The following is a 15848-nucleotide window of genomic DNA, read 5'->3' on the forward strand; positions in this document are numbered from 1 at the left end:
GCCCCGGCCGCCAGACAGGCGGCCAGCAGCTCGGCGATCAGCGGCAGCTGCGGGTCCTCCCGGCCGGGCCGGTCCCGGCCCGCCGAGCGGAGCCGCGCCGGCAGTCGCCGCCACCACCCCACGGTCTCCGCTGCCACGCCCGGGCCCGGTGGCCCGGTGCTACCGCAGGTGAGGGCGGTCAGCCGGGCAGCGGTGGTCCGGCGCCGGGTGAAGCGGTGGAGCAGCAGCAGCGGCCCGGCGACAGCCGCCGACAGGGTCAGCAGTGGGAGCAGCACCCCCGGGGCGTGCGTCATCATGGCGCCGTCCTCTCCGCCGACCGGGTGATGGCCGTGACCCAGGCCAGGCCCGCGCACTCCAGCAGCAGGCCGAGCAGCAGACAGACGAGCCCGGGCGGGGAGTGGAGCAGCACCTCCAGGGGCCGGGCGCCCATCGCCGCGCCCAGCAGCAGTCCGAACAGCGGCAGGGCCGCCAACAGGACAGCCGTGGCCCGGGGCCCGGCCAGTTGGGCCCGTACCTCCTCCTGCTGGTCCTGCTCGGCTCTCAGCGCCTCCGCGACCTTCTCCAGCCCGGTGGCCAGGGAGGCCCCGCTGTCCACCGCGACCCGCCAGCAGGCGGCCACGGCGCGCAGCCCGTCCGCCCCGGGCCGCTCCGCGGCGCCGGTCAGGGCACCCGGCACATCGCCCCCGTACCGTGCGGCGGCCAGCACCGCCGTGCCCGCCGCGCCGAGGGAACCGGTGCCGGTGGCCGCGAGCGCCTGCCAGGGCTGACGGCCCGCCCGGACCTCGGCCGCCACCGCCCGGCACATCCCGATCACCGCTTCGCGCCGTTCGTCGGCCCGCTGTCGCTCGCGCCGCCGTCGGTGGCCGCGTACCACCAGCGGTGCGGCGAGGCACGCCGCGACCAGTGGCAGCGGGGAGCGGCCCCACAGGGCGACCAGGCCGCCCACCGCCAGACACCACAGCACCACCCGGGCCGTGCCCTCGGCCGGAGCCCGCACACGCGCCCGCAGCCGCGCCCGCGGCCCGGGACGGGGCTCCGGTGGCCGGTCGTCGGCCAGCACCCGCAGGGTCCGCCGTCGCGCCGCCGCCCCGGGGGTGGCCAGCAGCCAGGCGGCGCCACCCGCGCACAGCGCGCCCGCGAACGGCACCAGGGTCGTCGTCGGCCCGTTCATGTCCGCGCTCCCGTCGCCCGTTCCGCGCCGGGCGCCCCAATGTGCCGTGGCCGCCTCACAGCGCCGCACCGCCCCGCGCGCACAGGTCCCGCAGCCGCTCGTGGCCCCGGTCGGGCGCGAAGCCCTCCGGCGTCCAGTGCACGGCGGGTGTCGTGGTGACCAGGCCGGTCCCGGTACGGTCCAGGGTGTGGATCTCCGCGATCCGGCGGCGCCCCGTGGCGCGGTCCCGGACGACGTGCACGATCAGGGAGAGCGCCGAGGCCAGTTGGCTGTGCAGGGCGGCTCTGGGCAGCCCGGCCCCGCTGGCCAGCGCCTCCAGGCGGGCCGGGACATCGGCGGCGGCGTTCGCGTGGAGCGTGCCGCAGCAGCCTTCGTGACCGGTATTCAGCGCGTACAGCAGTTCCAGGACCTCCGGCCCGCGCACCTCGCCGACGACCAGCCGGTCCGGCCGCATGCGCAGTGCCTGCGGCACCAGCTCGCGCAGGCCGACCCGGCCGGCACCCTCCTGGTTGGCGGGGCGGGTCTCCAGCCGGACCACGTGCGGGTGGTCGGGGCGGAGTTCGGCGGAGTCCTCGACGAGGACGAGACGTTCGTCCGGGTCGGCGAGGCCCAGCAGGGTGGCGAGCAGGGTGCTCTTGCCCGAGCCGGTGCCGCCGGTGACCAGGAAGGACAGCCGGGCGGCGAGCACGGCCCGCAGCAGCCGGTCGCCGCCGGGCGGTACGGTCCCGGCCGCCAGCAGGTCGGCGAGGGCGAAGGCCCGGGGCCGGACGACCCGCAGCGAGAGCACGGTGCTGCCGCCCGCGGCCACGGGGGGCAGCACGGCATGCATCCGGGTGCCGTCCGGGAGGCGTGCGTCGGTCCAGGGGCTGGCGTCGTCCAGCCGGCGCCCGGCGGTGGCCGCCAGCCGCTGGGCGAGCCGGCGGACGGCCGCCGCGTCGGGGAAGCGCACCGGGGCGCGTTCGAGGCCGCGGCCCCGGTCGATCCACACCTCGGCGGGGCCGTTGACGAGCACGTCGGTGACCTCGGGCTCGGCGAGCAGGGGTTGCAGGGGCCCGGCGCCGTCGAGTTCGGAGCGGAGTGTGCGGACGACCTCGCGCACCGCCGTGTCGCCCAGCAGCCGCCCCCGGTCGCCGAGGGCCGCGGTCACGTTGCCGGGGGTGGGCTCCGCGCCGGTCTCGGCCAGGCGCAGCCGGACCGTCTCCAGCAGTCCCGTCGCCGCGTTCATGCCGCCGCTCGCAGCGTCGGCAGGGCGTGGCCGAGGAGGCCGGCGCAGAAGTGGGCGAGGACTCCGGACGGGTTGCCGCCCGGTGGCCGGCCTTCCTCGACGGTTTTGGACAGGCCGGGTTCGTCGGGCAGTTCGCCCGCGAGCGGCAGTCCGAGCACCTGCCCCAGCTCGGGCCCGGCCAGCCCGCCGGGCAGCCCGGGGCCGCGCGCGACGACCCGGAGGTCGCGTACCAGCGCGCCCGCGGTGCCGGCCACCCGGCGGGCGGCGGCGACGGCGCGCAGTTCGCCGGGGACCAGCAGCAGCCCCAGGTCCAGGTGGGCCAGGGCCTCGGCGCACGCCTCGTCCACGGTGCGCGGCAGGTCGATGACCACCAGGCCGCCGCCCCGCTGGGCCGCCGTCAGGACCGAGCGCATCGCCTGGCCGGTCAGCCGCAGCACACTGCCCCGGTCCCAGCTGAGGAGGCTCACTCCGTGCACCCGGGGCAGGGATTCCTCCAAAGCGGCCCCGGACAGCCGCCCCTGGGCGGTGACGAACGCGGGCCAGCGCGAGCCGGCGATCCGCTCGCCGCCGAGCAGGACGTCGAGGCCGCCACCGAGCGGATCGCCGTCGACGAGGACGGTGCGGTGGCCCTGCCGGGCGGCGGTGACGGCGAGCGCGCCGGCCAGTGCGGAGGTGCCGACGCCGCCGCGCCCGCCGAGCACCCCGATGGTGAGCGCCGGACGTCCGGGCGGCTCACCGGCGTCGGCGATGCGGTCGGCCAGCCACGGCTCGGCATCGGGGAGATGGACGACTTCCTCCGCGCCGAGAGCCACGCCGCGCGCCCACACGGTGTGGTCGTCCAGGTCCCGGGCGATGAGCAGCACACCGGGCCGGCGCCCGGGCCAGCGCCCCTGCCGGGCGAGCGCCCGGTCGTCCCCGACCAGCACGAGCGGGGCACCCGCCCACTGTTCCGCGGTGGGCGTCCCGTGCACGACCTCGGCCGCGGTGCCGGCCGCCGCGCACAGGCGCAGCAGGTCCTCCAGCGTGGTCTCGTCCTCGGTGACGATCAGAATCGAGGCGGTCATGAGTCCGTCCCCTCCGGCTATGCGACAGCGACGGGAAACACGGTGACCGATCTCACGGGATTACGGGGATCTCGCTCAGATTCTGTGGATAACCCCGGCCTTGTGGATAACTCCGTCACCCCATTCGGTGAACGGGGCCGCAAAGGGTTCCCTGCCGCCGCAGCGATTACCTAGGGTTAAGGGGGTGTCGAATTGCCGCCCCGGCCGAGCGGCGCTCCACGGGCCGCAACCGGGCCCGGACATGCGACGACCCCCGCCGGGGGGGAGAGCGGGGGTCGTCTTCCACGGCCGACTCGGGGGGGAGGAGCCGGACCGGGTTAGCACGGTCGCGAACGATCCGTGACTTCCATGGTGTACCCGAGAGGCTTCTCAGGCAAACCCACGCGCCCCAGCGTACGCCGAATGGCGGCCCTTTATGCTCGGGCAGGTGGAAAACCTCTCCCAGCCGCGCACGGCCGCCTTCTTCGACCTGGACAAGACGGTCATCGCCAAGTCGAGCACGGTCACCTTCAGCCGGTCCTTCTACCAGGGTGGGCTCATCAACCGCCGGGCCGTGCTGCGCACCGCCTACGCCCAGTTCCTCTATCTGCTGGGCGGCGCGGACCATGAGCAGACCGAGCGGATGCGGGAGTACCTGTCGGCCCTGTGCCGTGGGTGGAACGTAGCGCAAGTGAAGGAGATCGTCGCCGAGACGCTGCACCAGGTGATCGATCCGATCATCTACGACGAGGCGGCCTCGCTGATCGAGAGGCACCACGCCGCCGGCCGGGACGTGGTGATCGTGAGCACGTCGGGCGCGGAAGTCGTCGAGCCGATCGGGCGGCTGCTGGGCGCCGACCGGGTGGTGGCCACCCGGATGGTGATCGAGGACGGCCGTTACACGGGCGAGGTCGACTACTACGCCTACGGCCCGACCAAGGCGGAGGCCATCCGGGAGCTGGCGGAGTCGGAGGGGTACGACCTGGAGCGCTGTTACGCCTACAGCGACTCGGTCACCGACCTCCCGATGCTGGAGTCGGTCGGCCATCCGCACGCGGTGAACCCGGACCGGGCACTGCGCAAGGAGGCGGCGGCGCGGCAGTGGCCGGTGCTGGCCTTCGAGCGCCCGGTGCCGCTGCGGCAGCGGCTGCCGTCGCTGTCCATGCCGACCCGTCCGGCGCTGGCGGCCGGGGCGGCGGTGGTGGCGGCGGCGACGACGGCCGGTGTGGTCTGGTACGTGGGGCGGCGCAGGTCCGCGCGGGCGGCCCGGGCGGCCTGAGGCGAGGCCGGGGCGGTACGTCCCACTTCGCGGGGGAAGTAAAAATTGCCGGGCCCGGGCCGGTTCGGGTTTCTCTTCGCCCCCGGACGGAGTACAAAGGAAGTGAAGGCCCGTGTGGCCGGGCGGCATCCGGGAGGATGCGGCCGGTGAAGGCCCACGGACCGGCGGTGGGAAGACCGGGCACCCACGCGTAGCCGACCCGCCAACCGGGCCGGCCGACCGGGGAACGGGGCGCGTCCCCGCACCTGATCGGCCACATGAGGCGCACGCACTGTTCACCCGGTGCTTCGTACCGCTCGGCGGCGCGGCGTTACAGCGGCGCCGCCGCCTTCCGCGGAGTGGGCCGCGTCAGGCGGCTCCGCGCTGCAGTGCTTCGCACACGGCCACCGATTCGCGTACCCCCAGCTCCACGGCGCGCCCGCAGTGCGCGATCCATTCCGCCATGCCCGCCGCCGTGCCCGAGGCGTAGCCGGCGAGGGCCCGCGTGTACGCCTCCGTTCCGGTCTCCGCGTGCCCGGCCTCGGCGGGGGCGACGCCCTTGGGGTCGAGGCCGGAGCCGAGCAGCACGATGCGCTGGGCGGCGCGGGCGACCAGGCCGTTGTGGGAGGTGAACGGGCGCAGGGTGAGGAGTTCGCCGTGCACGACGGCGGCGGTCACCAGGGCGGGGGCCGAGGAGCCGTGCACCAGCAGCCGGTTGAGGGCGTCGAGGCGGGCGGCCACGGCGTCGGGGCCGGGCAGCGGTGGGTGATCGTCCGTCAGCAGGGGTTCGGTGACGGGTTCGCCGGCCAGCCGGGGGCGGCCGACCGTGTCCGGTCCGGTCCGCGGCGCGGGGCCGCCGGCGGCCAGCAGGTGCAGGCGGGCCAGGACCCGCAGTGGTGTGCCGCGCCAGACGTCGAGCGCCTCGCCCGCCTCGGCGGTGACCCGCAGCGCCGCGCCGACCGTACGGGCCTGGGCGTCGTCGCCGAAGTCCGTGCGCCGGCGCACCTCTTCCAGGGCCCAGTCGGCGCCGGAGAGGGCGGCCGAGCCGCGGGCTCCGCGCAGCGCGGCCTCGGAGGCGACCTCGGCGGCGCGGCGGCGCATCACCCGGTGGCCGTACAGCCGGTCGACGGCGGTGCGTACGGAGTCGACGGTGTCGGCGACGCCGGGCAGTGCGGCCAGGGGGCCGAGGGGGTCGGCGGGGGCGTTGGCGTGCATGGTGCCGAAGCTTAGAGGCTGGCCGGTGCGGGGGCTCGGGACCACTACGCTAATGAACATGAAGATCGCTTTCGTGGGCAAGGGCGGCAGTGGCAAGACCACGCTGTCCTCGCTGTTCATCCGGCATCTGGCGCACCGGGGGGTGCCGGTCACGGCGGTGGACGCCGACATCAATCAGCATCTGGGCCCGGCGCTCGGCCTGTCGGACGAGGAGGCGGCGGCGGTACCGCCGCTGGGCGGACGGCTGCCGCTGATCAAGGAGTATCTGCGCGGCGACAATCCGCGGATCCTGTCGGCGGAGACGATGATCAAGACGACCCCGCCGGGCGCGGGTTCGCGGCTGCTGCGGCTCGACGAGGACAATCCGGTCTTCGCGGCCTGCGCCCGCGACGTCGATCTCGGCGAGGGCCGCTCGGCGCGGCTGCTGGCGACGGGTGCCTTCACGGAGGACGACCTGGGGGTGGCCTGCTACCACTCCAAGACGGGCGCGGTGGAGCTGTGCCTGAACCACCTGGTGGACGGGCGCGACGCGTACGTGGTGGTGGACATGACGGCGGGCAGCGACTCGTTCGCCTCCGGGCTGTTCACCCGCTTCGACCTGACGTTCCTGGTGGTGGAGCCGACCCGCAAGGGCGTGTCGGTGTACCGCCAGTACCGGGAGTACGCGCGGGACTTCGACGTGGCGCTGCGCGTCGTCGGCAACAAGGTGCAGGGCCCGGACGACGAGGAGTTCCTGCGGGAACAGGTCGGGGACGACCTGCTGGTGACGGTGGGCCACTCCGGCTGGGTACGGGCGCTGGAGCGCGGTGCGGGGCGGCCGTTCGCGGAGCTGGAGGCGGGAGTCGGGGCGGCGCTGTCGGTGCTGTACCGGGAGGCCGACGCGGCGTACGAGCGGCGCGACTGGGGCCGGTACACACAGCAGATGGTGCACTTCCATCTGAAGAACGCGGCGAGCTGGGGCAACGAGCGGACCGGGGCCGACCTGGCGGCGCAGGTCGACCCCGGTTTCGTGCTGGGTGAGGAGCCGGTGGCTCAGGCGGTCGGCTGAGTGTCCGGTTCGGTGGCCGGGTCGGCGGGGGCTGCCGGGAAGGTCTCCCATCCGCCGGCCGGCCGCTCACCGACGTCCAGCGTGCGCAGTGCGTCGAGGACCGCCGGGTCCTGGGCGTCGAGCCAGTCGACGAGCTGGCGGAAGGAGACGCAGTGGACGTCCTCCTTCGGACACACTTCCTTGATGACCTCCTCGACGGCGTCCATGTAGACGCCGCCGTTCCAGCTGTTGAAGTGGTTGCCGATGATCAGCGGGGCACGGTTGCCGTTGTACGCGCGGTCGAAGGCGGCGAGGAGCCCGTCGCGCATCTGGTTGCCCCAGGTGGTGTGCATGGCCGGGTCGCCGCTGGTCGGTCCCGACTGGTTGACCATGAAGTTGTAGTCCATGGACAGGGTCTCGAAGGAACGGCCCGGCATGGGGACGGCCTGGAGGGGGACGTCCCAGATGCCGTTGATCTGCTGGGGCCACACCTGCTTGCCGTTGCCGCTGGAGTCGTAGCGGAAGCCGAGTTCGCCCGCGGCCTCCAGGAGCGCGTCGCGGCCTTCGAGGCAGGGGGTGCGTCCGCCGACGAGTTCCTCGTCGTAGTCGAAGGGCAGCGGTTCGGCATCGGTCCAGCCGGTGGTGGTCTTCCAGTTCTGCACCATCCACTTGGCCTGCTCGGTCTCGCTGATCCAGTCCTGCGCGGACCAGCTGTCGACGCCGGAGGGGCCGCAGAAGTGGCCGTTGAAGTGGGTGCCGATCTCGCTGCCGTCCAGCCAGGCGCCGCGTACCTGTTCGAGGGTGGCGGCGATGTTCTCGTCCTTGAGGTAGCCGATGTCGGAGGCGCCGGGGGCGTGGCCGGGCGGCTGGTAGGCCATGCGCTCGGACTCGGGCAGCAGATAGACGCCGGAGAGGAAGTACGTCATGTGCGCGTCGTACTCGCGGCCGATCTCGCGGAACCGGGAGAAGAGCTTGTTGCCGTCCTCCCCGGCGCCGTCCCAGGAGAAGACGACGAACTGCGGCGGTGTCTCGCCGGGGGCGAGCCGGCTCACCTCGGGCTGGTTGGGCTGCTCCCCGGTGAACGCGGTGGAGCCGTCGCCGATCAGCCGGGGCGCCGCCTTGGCGGGGGCGTCGCGGGCGGCGGCGCCCTCCTCCTCCGCCTCGCCCCCGGTGTCCTGGCCGCCGTCGCCGCTGCCGCAGCCGGTCAGGCCCAGGGCGAGGGCGGTGAGCAGCGCGGTGCCGGTGATCCGCCGGGACCTCCTTGTCCTGAGTGGGGTGGTACGTGTGCCGCGTGTGACCGCCATCGGTCCTCCCGCCGTACTGGGTGCCTGGTGGCCGGGGTGGTCCGACCGCACCCCAACATCTCCATAAATCAGATGAGATGTTTGTACGACAAGCGGCTTTTCATCTTCCTTCACTCGAAAGGCGGAAGTCGTCCGCCATTCGGGCATCTGCTCTAGTAACGGGCTTTACGCGGGATTACTCTTCATTTACCAATGCTTGGGAGTAGTCATAACGTCACGGAAAGTGGCTGCTCCCCGGATCTCGAACTGGACCTGGACGGAGACGGAACATGTCCGCCTGCGCCCCCGCGCCCACCCCTTCGACCTCATCGCCCCCCTCCGCCCCCGCCGGCAGCGGCCGCGGCCCCGTGCTGCGCGCCGACCTGCCGGCCTCGATCTCGGTCTTCCTGATCGCCCTGCCGCTCTCCCTGGGCATCGCGCTGGCCACCGGCGCCCCGCTCCAGGCGGGGCTGGTGGCAGCGGCCGTCGGCGGGATCGTCGTCGGCCTGCTCGGCGGAGCCCCGCTCCAGGTGAGCGGCCCCGCGGCCGGTCTCACCGTCGTCACCGCCGAGCTGATCATCCAGTACGGATGGCGCGTCACCTGCGCCATCACCGCGCTGGCCGGTCTCGCCCAACTCGGCCTGTCCGCCCTGCGCGTGGCCAGAGCGGCCCTCGTGGTGAGCCCCGCCATCGTGCACGGCATGCTCGCCGGCATCGGCATCACCATCGCGCTCGCCCAGCTGCACATCGTGCTGGGCGGCAGCCCCGAGAGCGAGGCCCTGGCCAATCTCGCCCAGCTGCCCGGCCAGCTGGCCCAGCCGCACACCGCGTCCCTGCTGATCGGCGGCCTCACCGTCGCCGTACTGCTGCTGTGGCCGAGGCTGCCCGGCCACCGCGGCGCCACCGTCCGCAGAGTGTTCCCGGCCGCGCTCGCCGCCGTCTCCCTGGCCACGGTGCTGACCTGGCTGACCTCCGCCTCGGTGGAGCGGGTCGACCTGCCGTCCTGGAGCAGCCACGCGCTGCCGCAGATGCCCGACGGCCCGGTGCTCGGGCTGATCGCCGCGGTGCTCACCATCACGCTGGTGGCGAGCGTCGAATCCCTGCTGTCGGCCGTCGCGGTGGACAAGCTGGCCGCCGCGCGGCAGCGGCAGGGCGGCCCCCGGGTGCCGAAGGCCGATCTGGACCGGGAGCTGCGCGGACAGGGCGCGGCGAATCTGATCTCCGGATCCCTGGGCGGACTGCCGGTGACGGGTGTCGCGGTGCGCAGCGCCGCCAATGTGGCCGCCGGGGCGGTCACCCGCTGGTCGTCGATACTGCACGGCTGCTGGGTGCTGCTGTCGGCCGGGCTGCTGGTCGCGCTGCTGGAGGAGATCCCGCTGGCCACGCTCGCCGCGCTGGTGATGGTGGTCGGCATCCAGATGGTGAGCATCACCCACATCCGCACCGTCACCCGGCACCGCGAGGTGGTGGTGTACGCGGCCACCGCCCTCGGCGTCGCCGCGCTGGGTGTGCTGGAGGGGGTGGCGATCGGCATCGCGATGGCGGTGGCGATCGCGCTGCACCGGCTCACCCAGACCCGGATCAGCCACGAGCGGCAGCCGGACGGCAGCCACCGGGTGCGGGTGCGCGGGCAGTTGACGTTCCTCGCGGTGCCCAGGCTCAGCCGGACGCTGGCCCAGATCCCCGAGGACGCGCCCGCCGCCGTCGAACTGGACGGCTCCTTCATGGACCACGCCGCCTACGAGACGCTGCACGACTGGCGTACCGCGCACATCGCCCACGGCGCCGAAGCGGAGATCACCGGGCGCTCCGGCCAGGTGGTGGCCGAGCCGGCGGCGGCGCACCGCTGCCGGCCGTGGACCCCCTGGCGCAACCACCAGTGCACCGCCGCCCCGGACAACGCGGGTACGGCGCACAAGCCGGGCGGCCGGCGCGAGGACGACCGGCTGATGGGCGGGGTGCGCACCTTCCAGCGGCACACCGCGCCGCTGGTCCGTCAGGAGCTGGCCCGGCTCGCCGCCGAGGGGCAGCAGCCCGGGCAGCTGTTCGTCACCTGTGCCGACTCACGGCTGGTCACCTCGATGATCACGTCCAGCGGCCCCGGGGACCTGTTCACGGTGCGCAATGTGGGCAACCTGGTGCCGCCGCCCGGCGAGGACAGCGCGGACCCGTCGGTGGCGGCCGCCATCGAGTACGCGGTGACGGTGCTGCGGGTGCCGACCATCACCGTGTGCGGGCACTCGGGCTGCGGGGCCATGCAGGCGTTGCAGGCCACGGCCGACGGCGGGCACCCGGTGCCCGGGGCGCACGCGCTCAGCCGGTGGCTGCGGCACGGCAGGCCGAGCGTGGCACGGCTGACCGAGCCGGAGGCGGCCAGGCCGATACTGGACGGCCGGCCGACCGCCGACGAGCTGGAAACGCTGTGCCTGGCCAATGTGGTGCAGCAGCTCGACCATCTGGCGCGGCACCCGTGTGTGGCCCAGCGGCTGGCCGAGGGGACACTCGCCGTGCGCGGCATGTACTTCCATGTCGGGGAGGCCCAGGCCTATGTGCTGAACCACGAGGGCACCGGCCTCGCGGGCCATCCGGCGGTGTTCTCGCCGGTGCGGCCCGATGTGCTGACCGGGTAGCGGCCGTCCTCCCTCCGCCGCCGGCCGGTCTCCTCCGGCCGGCGGCGGACCGGCAGCGGATGGGCGGCGGCCGGGGAGCGGCGGCGGAACGACGCGGGCGGGGCGGCGGTGCTCGGGGCGGGACCGTTCGGCGCCCGGTGGGGACCGTTCGCCGCACCCGGGGGGCATTCCCTTGTCAAAGGGACGTGGTGCTGATGGGGTGTGCTCTGGGACACAGCAGTGGGACCACGCCGCAAGGGAGCTGGACTGTGGGTAACGAGAGCCTGGCCAATCTCATGACGGAGGAGCGGAGGTTCGCTCCCCCCGCCGAGGTCGTCGCCGACGCCAATGTCACCGCCGACGCGTACGCCGCCGCCGCCGAGGACCGGCTGGGGTTCTGGGCCGAGCAGGCCCGGCGGCTGAGCTGGGAGACCGAGCCCACCGAGGTGCTCGACTGGTCCGACCCGCCGTTCGCCAAGTGGTTCGCGGACGGCCGCATCAACGTCGCGTACAACTGCGTGGACCGGCACGTCGAGGCCGGCCACGGCGACCGGGTCGCCATCCACTTCGAGGGCGAGCCCGGCGACTCCCGGTCCCTCACCTACGCCGAGTTGCTGCGCGAGGTATCCCAGGCCGCGCACGCGCTCACCGAACTGGGCGTCGAGGCCGGCGACCGGGTCGCCATCTACATGCCGATGATCCCCGAGACCGTGGTCGCGATGCTGGCCTGCGCCCGGATCGGTGCCCCGCACTCCGTGGTGTTCGGGGCGTTCTCCGCCGACGCGCTGGCCACCCGCATCGAGGACGCCGACGCCAAGGTCGTCATCACCTCCGACGGCGGGTACCGCCGGGGCGCGCCCTCCGCGCTCAAGCCCGCCGTGGACGAGGCCCTCACCCGGCCCGGCGTCGCCGGCCGGGTCCGCAACGTACTGGTGGTCCGCCGCACCGGCCAGGACATCCCCTGGCAGGACGGCCGCGACCTGTGGTGGCACGAGGTGACGGAGCGCCAGCCCGCCGAGCACACCCCGCAGGCGTTCGACGCCGAGCATCCGCTGTTCATCCTCTACACCTCCGGCACCACCGGGAAGCCCAAGGGCATCCTGCACACCACCGGTGGCTACCTCACGCAGGTCGCCTACACCCACCACGCCGTCTTCGACCTCAAGCCGGAGACCGACGTCTACTGGTGCACCGCCGACGTCGGCTGGGTGACCGGCCACTCGTACATCGTCTACGGGCCGCTCGCCAACGGCGCCACCGAAGTGCTGTACGAGGGCACCCCCAACACCCCGCACAACGGCCGGTGGTGGGAGATCGTGCAGAAGTACGGCGTCACCATCCTCTACACCGCGCCCACCGCGATCCGCGCCTGCATGAAGTGGGGCGACGACATCCCGGCGCAGTTCGACCTGAGCAGCCTGCGCATCCTCGGCTCGGTCGGCGAGCCGATCAACCCCGAGGCGTGGATCTGGTACCGCAAGCACATCGGCGCCGACCGCACCCCGGTGGTGGACACCTGGTGGCAGACCGAGACCGGCGGCATCATGATCAGCCCGCTGCCCGGGGTCACGCTCGCCAAGCCCGGCTCCGCGCAGGTGCCGCTGCCCGGCATCAGCGCGACCGTGCTGGACGACGAGGGCAACGAGGTGCCCAACGGCTCCGGCGGCTATCTCGCCCTCACCGAGCCGTGGCCGTCCATGCTGCGCACCATCTGGGGCGACGACCAGCGCTATCGGGACACGTACTGGTCCCGGTTCCCCGGCCGGTACTTCGCCGGGGACGGGGCCAAGAAGGACGACGACGGCGACATCTGGCTGCTGGGCCGGGTCGACGACGTGATGCTGGTCTCCGGCCACAACATCTCCACCACCGAGGTCGAGTCCGCGCTGGTCTCGCACCCCCGGGTCGCCGAGGCCGCCGTGGTCGGCGCCACCGACCCGCAGACGACGCAGGCCATCTGCGCGTTCGTCATCCTGCGCGGCGGCGCGGACGCCGGTGGCGAGGACGGCGCGCTGGTCGAGGAGTTGCGCGGGCACGTCGCCAAGGTGCTGGGCCCGATCGCCAAGCCGCAGCGCATCCTGCCGGTGGAGGAGCTGCCCAAGACCCGGTCGGGGAAGATCATGCGCCGGCTGCTGCGCGATGTCGCCGAGGACCGTGAGCTGGGCGACATGACCACGCTGACCGACGCCACGGTGATGGAGCTGATCCAGGCCAAGCTCCCGGGCGCCTCCCGCGAGGAGTAGCCCCCGCTGCGTCCCTTCCCGAGGGCGTCCGGCGACCCGCCGGGCGCCCTCGCGCACGTCCGCCGCCCCCGGCGCATACCATGCAGGGGGGCCGAACGAGTGGGGGCGGGACGGCCGTGATCACTCCCCAGGGCTATGGCAGGGCGTCAAACGGCCGCTCGGGCGGCGCCGGGGCACCACGCCCACTACTGTCATCGTCACACGCAGCAACGGCACACGCCTCCTGGTGGAGCGGGAAGAGGGGAACGCGATGAGCGACGCAGCCGACGAGGGCCGCAGCCTGGGAGAGCTGGTCGCCTCGGCCGCCGCCGATCTGCATGAGCTGGTCCATGACGAGATCGCGCTGGCCAAGGCCGAGGTCCGCCAGGACCTCCAGCGCGCGAAACTCGGGGGCGCGGTCGGTGCCGTCGCCGCCGTGTTCGCCCTGCTGGCGCTGCCGCTGCTGGCCATCGCGCTGGCCTTCTGGATCCGCGCCTGGTGGGGCGCGCCACCCGCCATCGCGTTCCTGGTCACCGCCGGTGTGTTCCTGGTCCTGGCCGGGATCTTCGCCGCGTTCGCGGTGGCCAAGTTCAAGCGGATCTCGCCCCCCGAGCGCTCCATCCGGTCCGCGAAGGAGTCGGCGTCCGTGCTGTCCGGGGTACGGCCGCACCCGCGCGCCGAGGCCAACGGCAAGGCCGGCAAGGCCGGCACGCCCGTATGAGCACCGACGGGCACTCCGAGGCGCGCTCGGCGGTCGTCCTGCGGGACGGGCCGTGGACGCATCGCCATGTGGCCGCCAACGGCGCCAGGTTCCACATCGCCGAGCAGGGGGACGGGCCGCTGGTCCTGCTGCTGCACGGCTTTCCGCAGTTCTGGTGGACCTGGCGGCATCAGCTCACGGCGCTCGCCGACGCCGGGTACCGGGCGGTGGCGATGGATCTGCGCGGTGTCGGCGGCTCCGACCGCACCCCGCGCGGGTACGACCCGGCCAATCTGGCCCTCGACGTCACCGGCGTGATCCGCTCGCTCGGCGAGCCGGACGCCGCGCTGGTCGGGCATGATCTGGGCGGCTATCTGGCCTGGACGGCGGCCGTGATGCGGCCGAAGCTGGTACGGCGGCTGGCGGTCGCCTCGATGCCGCATCCGCGCAGCTGGCGCTCGGCGCTGCTGCGCGACCCCAAGCAGACGGTGGCCAGCGGTTCGGTGTGGAGCTTCCAGCGGCCGTGGCTGCCGGAGCGCGCCCTGGTCGCGGACGAGGCGGCCGAGGTCGCCCGGATGCTCACCGAGTGGTCGGGGCCGCGCCAGCCGGACGAGGAGACGGTCGAGGTGTACCGGCGGGCGATGACCATCCCGTCCACGGCGCACTGCGCGATCGAGCCGTACCGCTGGATGGTGCGCTCCATCGCCCGTCCGGACGGCATCCAGTTCAACCGGCGCATGAAGCGGCCGGTGCAGGTGCCCACGCTGCATCTGCACGGCTCGCTGGACCCGGTGCTGCGCACCCGCAGTTCCGCGGGGTCCGGGGAGTACGTGGAGGCGCCGTACCGCTGGCGGCTGTTCGACGGGCTGGGGCACTTCCCGCACGAGGAGGACCCGGTGGCGTTCAGCACCGAACTCATCGACTGGCTGAAGGACCCCGAGCCCGACCGTCGCTGACGCGACCCTGTCACACATGCCTGGCGCATAGTCCAAATGCCCGCCCTTCACGAGGTTACTGACCTTGGGGCCCGGGCAGAGGAGCCGGTATGGGCTGGACGCACGACTCCCGTGACGTGGCACGCAATCGCAGCGGCAAAGAGGCCGCCGCCCGAGCGGCGGGCGGCGCCGTGCGGCGGATTCCGGGCGGGGGTGTGCTGGATCCGCCCATCGGTTTCCCGCACATTCTGCGCCGCAGAGCCCGCTGGGTCGGCGCGCGCCTGCGGCACCCGCGCCGCTGAGCGGGCCGGGGCGCCGGCCCCGGCCCGCTCACATGGCGCAGTTCTGGGTGTCCACGGGCTGCGTCGCGCCGCTGCCGCGCTCGATGACGTCCTCGATCTCATCCAGGGTGAGCGCGTAGCCGGTGCTGTCGTCATCCAGCGACTTGGCGAACACCAGGCCGTACACCTCGCCCTCCGGGGTGAGCAGCGGGCCGCCGGAGTTGCCCTGGCGGACGGTCGAGTACAGCGAGTAGACATCGCGGTTGACGGTGCCCCGGCGGTAGATGTCCGGGCCGTTGGCGGTGAAGCGCTCGCGCACCCGGGCCGGGCGCACGTCGAACGGGCCGCTCTCCGGGAACCCGGCCACGATGGCGTCGTCACCGGTGAGCGCGTCGCGGTCGCTGAACTCCAGCGCCGGCGCGTCGAGTCCCGGCACGTCCAGGACGGCGACGTCGCTCTCCCAGTCGTAGAGCACCACGCGGCCGTCGTACAGCCTGCCCTCGCCCCGGATCTGCACGGTGGGCTCGCCGACGCCGCCCACCACGTGGGCGTTGGTCATCACCTTGTCCTGGGCGAAGACGAAGCCGCTGCCCTCCAGCACCTTGCCGCAGCTGGGCGCGGTGCCCGAGACGCGGACGATGGAGGCGGCGGCCCGCTCGATCACCGGGCTGCCGGCCAGCGCCGGGTCGGGCGGATCGACCTCCGTGATGGGCTCGGTGGCGAACGGCGAGAAGACCTGCGGCAGGCCGTGCTGGGCGAGAATGGCCGAAAAGTCATTCATCCAGCCGCTGGCGTCCAGCGGCATCACCCGCTCGACGCCCAGCAGGACGCGGGAGGAGCGCACCTCGCGGCCCAGCGTGGGGAGGGTGGTGACGGCCC

13 protein-coding genes and 1 pseudogene are annotated in these 15848 nt (G+C 73.7%); 7 read left to right on the forward strand and 7 right to left on the reverse strand.

Going from position 1 to position 15848, the window contains the following annotated elements; all coding sequences use genetic code 11:
- The 4 genes and pseudogenes from ACFV5N_RS14440 to ssd all read right to left on the reverse strand — a co-directional run.
- Positions 1 to 296: pseudogene (locus tag ACFV5N_RS14440) on the reverse strand (hypothetical protein); the annotation flags it as partial.
- Positions 293 to 1171 (reverse strand): type II secretion system F family protein, encoded by an 879-nt coding sequence (locus tag ACFV5N_RS14445; RefSeq protein ID WP_385598757.1) that lies wholly within the window; start codon positions 1169 to 1171, stop codon positions 293 to 295. The gene ACFV5N_RS14445 and the pseudogene ACFV5N_RS14440, both read right to left, overlap by 4 nt.
- Before the next feature lie 55 nt (positions 1172 to 1226).
- Complete coding sequence (locus tag ACFV5N_RS14450) at positions 1227 to 2396, reverse strand: TadA family conjugal transfer-associated ATPase (RefSeq protein ID WP_385598760.1); 1170 nt, start codon at positions 2394 to 2396, stop codon at positions 1227 to 1229.
- Positions 2393 to 3460, reverse strand: a complete 1068-nt coding sequence (gene ssd, locus ACFV5N_RS14455; RefSeq protein ID WP_385598763.1) for a septum site-determining protein Ssd — start codon at positions 3458 to 3460, stop codon at positions 2393 to 2395. Before ssd ends, ACFV5N_RS14450 begins: the two co-directional genes overlap by 4 nt.
- A gap of 415 nt (positions 3461 to 3875) precedes the next feature.
- Here ssd and ACFV5N_RS14460 point away from each other — a divergent pair, with 415 nt between their 5' ends.
- Positions 3876 to 4718 (forward strand): HAD family hydrolase, encoded by an 843-nt coding sequence (locus tag ACFV5N_RS14460; protein ID WP_385598766.1) that lies wholly within the window; start codon positions 3876 to 3878, stop codon positions 4716 to 4718.
- 348 nt (positions 4719 to 5066) lie between these two features.
- On the opposite strand, the gene ACFV5N_RS14465 is transcribed toward ACFV5N_RS14460, so the two are convergent.
- Positions 5067 to 5912, reverse strand: a complete 846-nt coding sequence (locus ACFV5N_RS14465; RefSeq protein WP_385598769.1) for an oxidoreductase — start codon at positions 5910 to 5912, stop codon at positions 5067 to 5069.
- Positions 5913 to 5970: 58 nt separating this feature from the next.
- Between ACFV5N_RS14465 and ACFV5N_RS14470 the strand changes: the two genes are divergently transcribed.
- Positions 5971 to 6960 carry an ATP-binding protein gene (locus ACFV5N_RS14470; protein WP_385598772.1) on the forward strand — a complete coding sequence of 330 codons (990 nt, stop codon included), beginning with the start codon at positions 5971 to 5973 and terminating at the stop codon, positions 6958 to 6960.
- Here ACFV5N_RS14470 and ACFV5N_RS14475 read toward each other — a convergent pair.
- Positions 6945 to 8243, reverse strand: coding sequence for a hypothetical protein (locus ACFV5N_RS14475; protein WP_385598775.1), 1299 nt, complete (start codon positions 8241 to 8243; stop codon positions 6945 to 6947). The two genes, ACFV5N_RS14470 and ACFV5N_RS14475, sit on opposite strands and share 16 nt — an antisense overlap.
- A 269-nt stretch (positions 8244 to 8512) precedes the next feature.
- On the opposite strand from ACFV5N_RS14475, the gene ACFV5N_RS14480 reads away from it, so the two are divergent.
- From ACFV5N_RS14480 to ACFV5N_RS14500, 5 genes are all read left to right on the forward strand, one after another.
- Positions 8513 to 10852: a SulP family inorganic anion transporter gene (locus ACFV5N_RS14480; protein WP_385598778.1), complete on the forward strand. Its 2340-nt coding sequence runs from the start codon at positions 8513 to 8515 to the stop codon at positions 10850 to 10852.
- Positions 10853 to 11100: 248 nt separating this feature from the next.
- Entirely contained in the window at positions 11101 to 13074 is a 1974-nt protein-coding gene (gene acs, locus ACFV5N_RS14485) for an acetate--CoA ligase (RefSeq protein WP_385598781.1), read from the forward strand.
- 250 nt (positions 13075 to 13324) lie between these two features.
- Entirely contained in the window at positions 13325 to 13774 is a 450-nt protein-coding gene (locus tag ACFV5N_RS14490) for a phage holin family protein (RefSeq protein ID WP_385598783.1), read from the forward strand.
- A complete protein-coding gene (locus tag ACFV5N_RS14495; RefSeq protein WP_385598786.1) occupies positions 13771 to 14709 on the forward strand; it encodes an alpha/beta fold hydrolase in 939 nt (312 codons plus the stop codon). Before ACFV5N_RS14490 ends, ACFV5N_RS14495 begins: the two co-directional genes overlap by 4 nt.
- 89 nt (positions 14710 to 14798) lie before the next feature.
- The gene (locus ACFV5N_RS14500; protein WP_385598789.1) at positions 14799 to 14990 is read left to right on the forward strand and encodes a hypothetical protein; all 192 of its coding nucleotides are present in this window, start codon (positions 14799 to 14801) and stop codon (positions 14988 to 14990) included.
- 28 nt (positions 14991 to 15018) lie between these two features.
- Here ACFV5N_RS14500 and ACFV5N_RS14505 read toward each other — a convergent pair.
- The coding region (locus ACFV5N_RS14505) for a MarP family serine protease (protein WP_385598792.1) at positions 15019 to 15848 on the reverse strand (830 nt) is incomplete at its 5' end.

The organism is Streptomyces sp. NPDC059853 (genome assembly GCF_042731495.1).
Lineage (GTDB): Bacteria > Actinomycetota > Actinomycetes > Streptomycetales > Streptomycetaceae > Streptomyces.

Bases quoted from the DNA above. Each gene is read 5' to 3' on its own strand.
- ACFV5N_RS14445 (WP_385598757.1), bottom strand. From the start codon at position 1,171: ATGAACGGGCCGACGACGACCCTGGTGCCGTTCGCGGGCGCGCTGTGC.
- ACFV5N_RS14450 (WP_385598760.1), bottom strand. From the start codon at position 2,396: ATGAACGCGGCGACGGGACTGCTGGAGACGGTCCGGCTGCGCCTGGCC.
- ssd (WP_385598763.1), bottom strand. From the start codon at position 3,460: ATGACCGCCTCGATTCTGATCGTCACCGAGGACGAGACCACGCTGGAG.
- ACFV5N_RS14460 (WP_385598766.1), top strand. From the start codon at position 3,876: ATGCTCGGGCAGGTGGAAAACCTCTCCCAGCCGCGCACGGCCGCCTTC.
- ACFV5N_RS14465 (WP_385598769.1), bottom strand. From the start codon at position 5,912: ATGCACGCCAACGCCCCCGCCGACCCCCTCGGCCCCCTGGCCGCACTG.
- ACFV5N_RS14470 (WP_385598772.1), top strand. From the start codon at position 5,971: ATGAAGATCGCTTTCGTGGGCAAGGGCGGCAGTGGCAAGACCACGCTG.
- ACFV5N_RS14475 (WP_385598775.1), bottom strand. From the start codon at position 8,243: ATGGCGGTCACACGCGGCACACGTACCACCCCACTCAGGACAAGGAGG.
- ACFV5N_RS14480 (WP_385598778.1), top strand. From the start codon at position 8,513: ATGTCCGCCTGCGCCCCCGCGCCCACCCCTTCGACCTCATCGCCCCCC.
- ACFV5N_RS14490 (WP_385598783.1), top strand. From the start codon at position 13,325: ATGAGCGACGCAGCCGACGAGGGCCGCAGCCTGGGAGAGCTGGTCGCC.
- ACFV5N_RS14495 (WP_385598786.1), top strand. From the start codon at position 13,771: ATGAGCACCGACGGGCACTCCGAGGCGCGCTCGGCGGTCGTCCTGCGG.
- ACFV5N_RS14500 (WP_385598789.1), top strand. From the start codon at position 14,799: ATGGGCTGGACGCACGACTCCCGTGACGTGGCACGCAATCGCAGCGGC.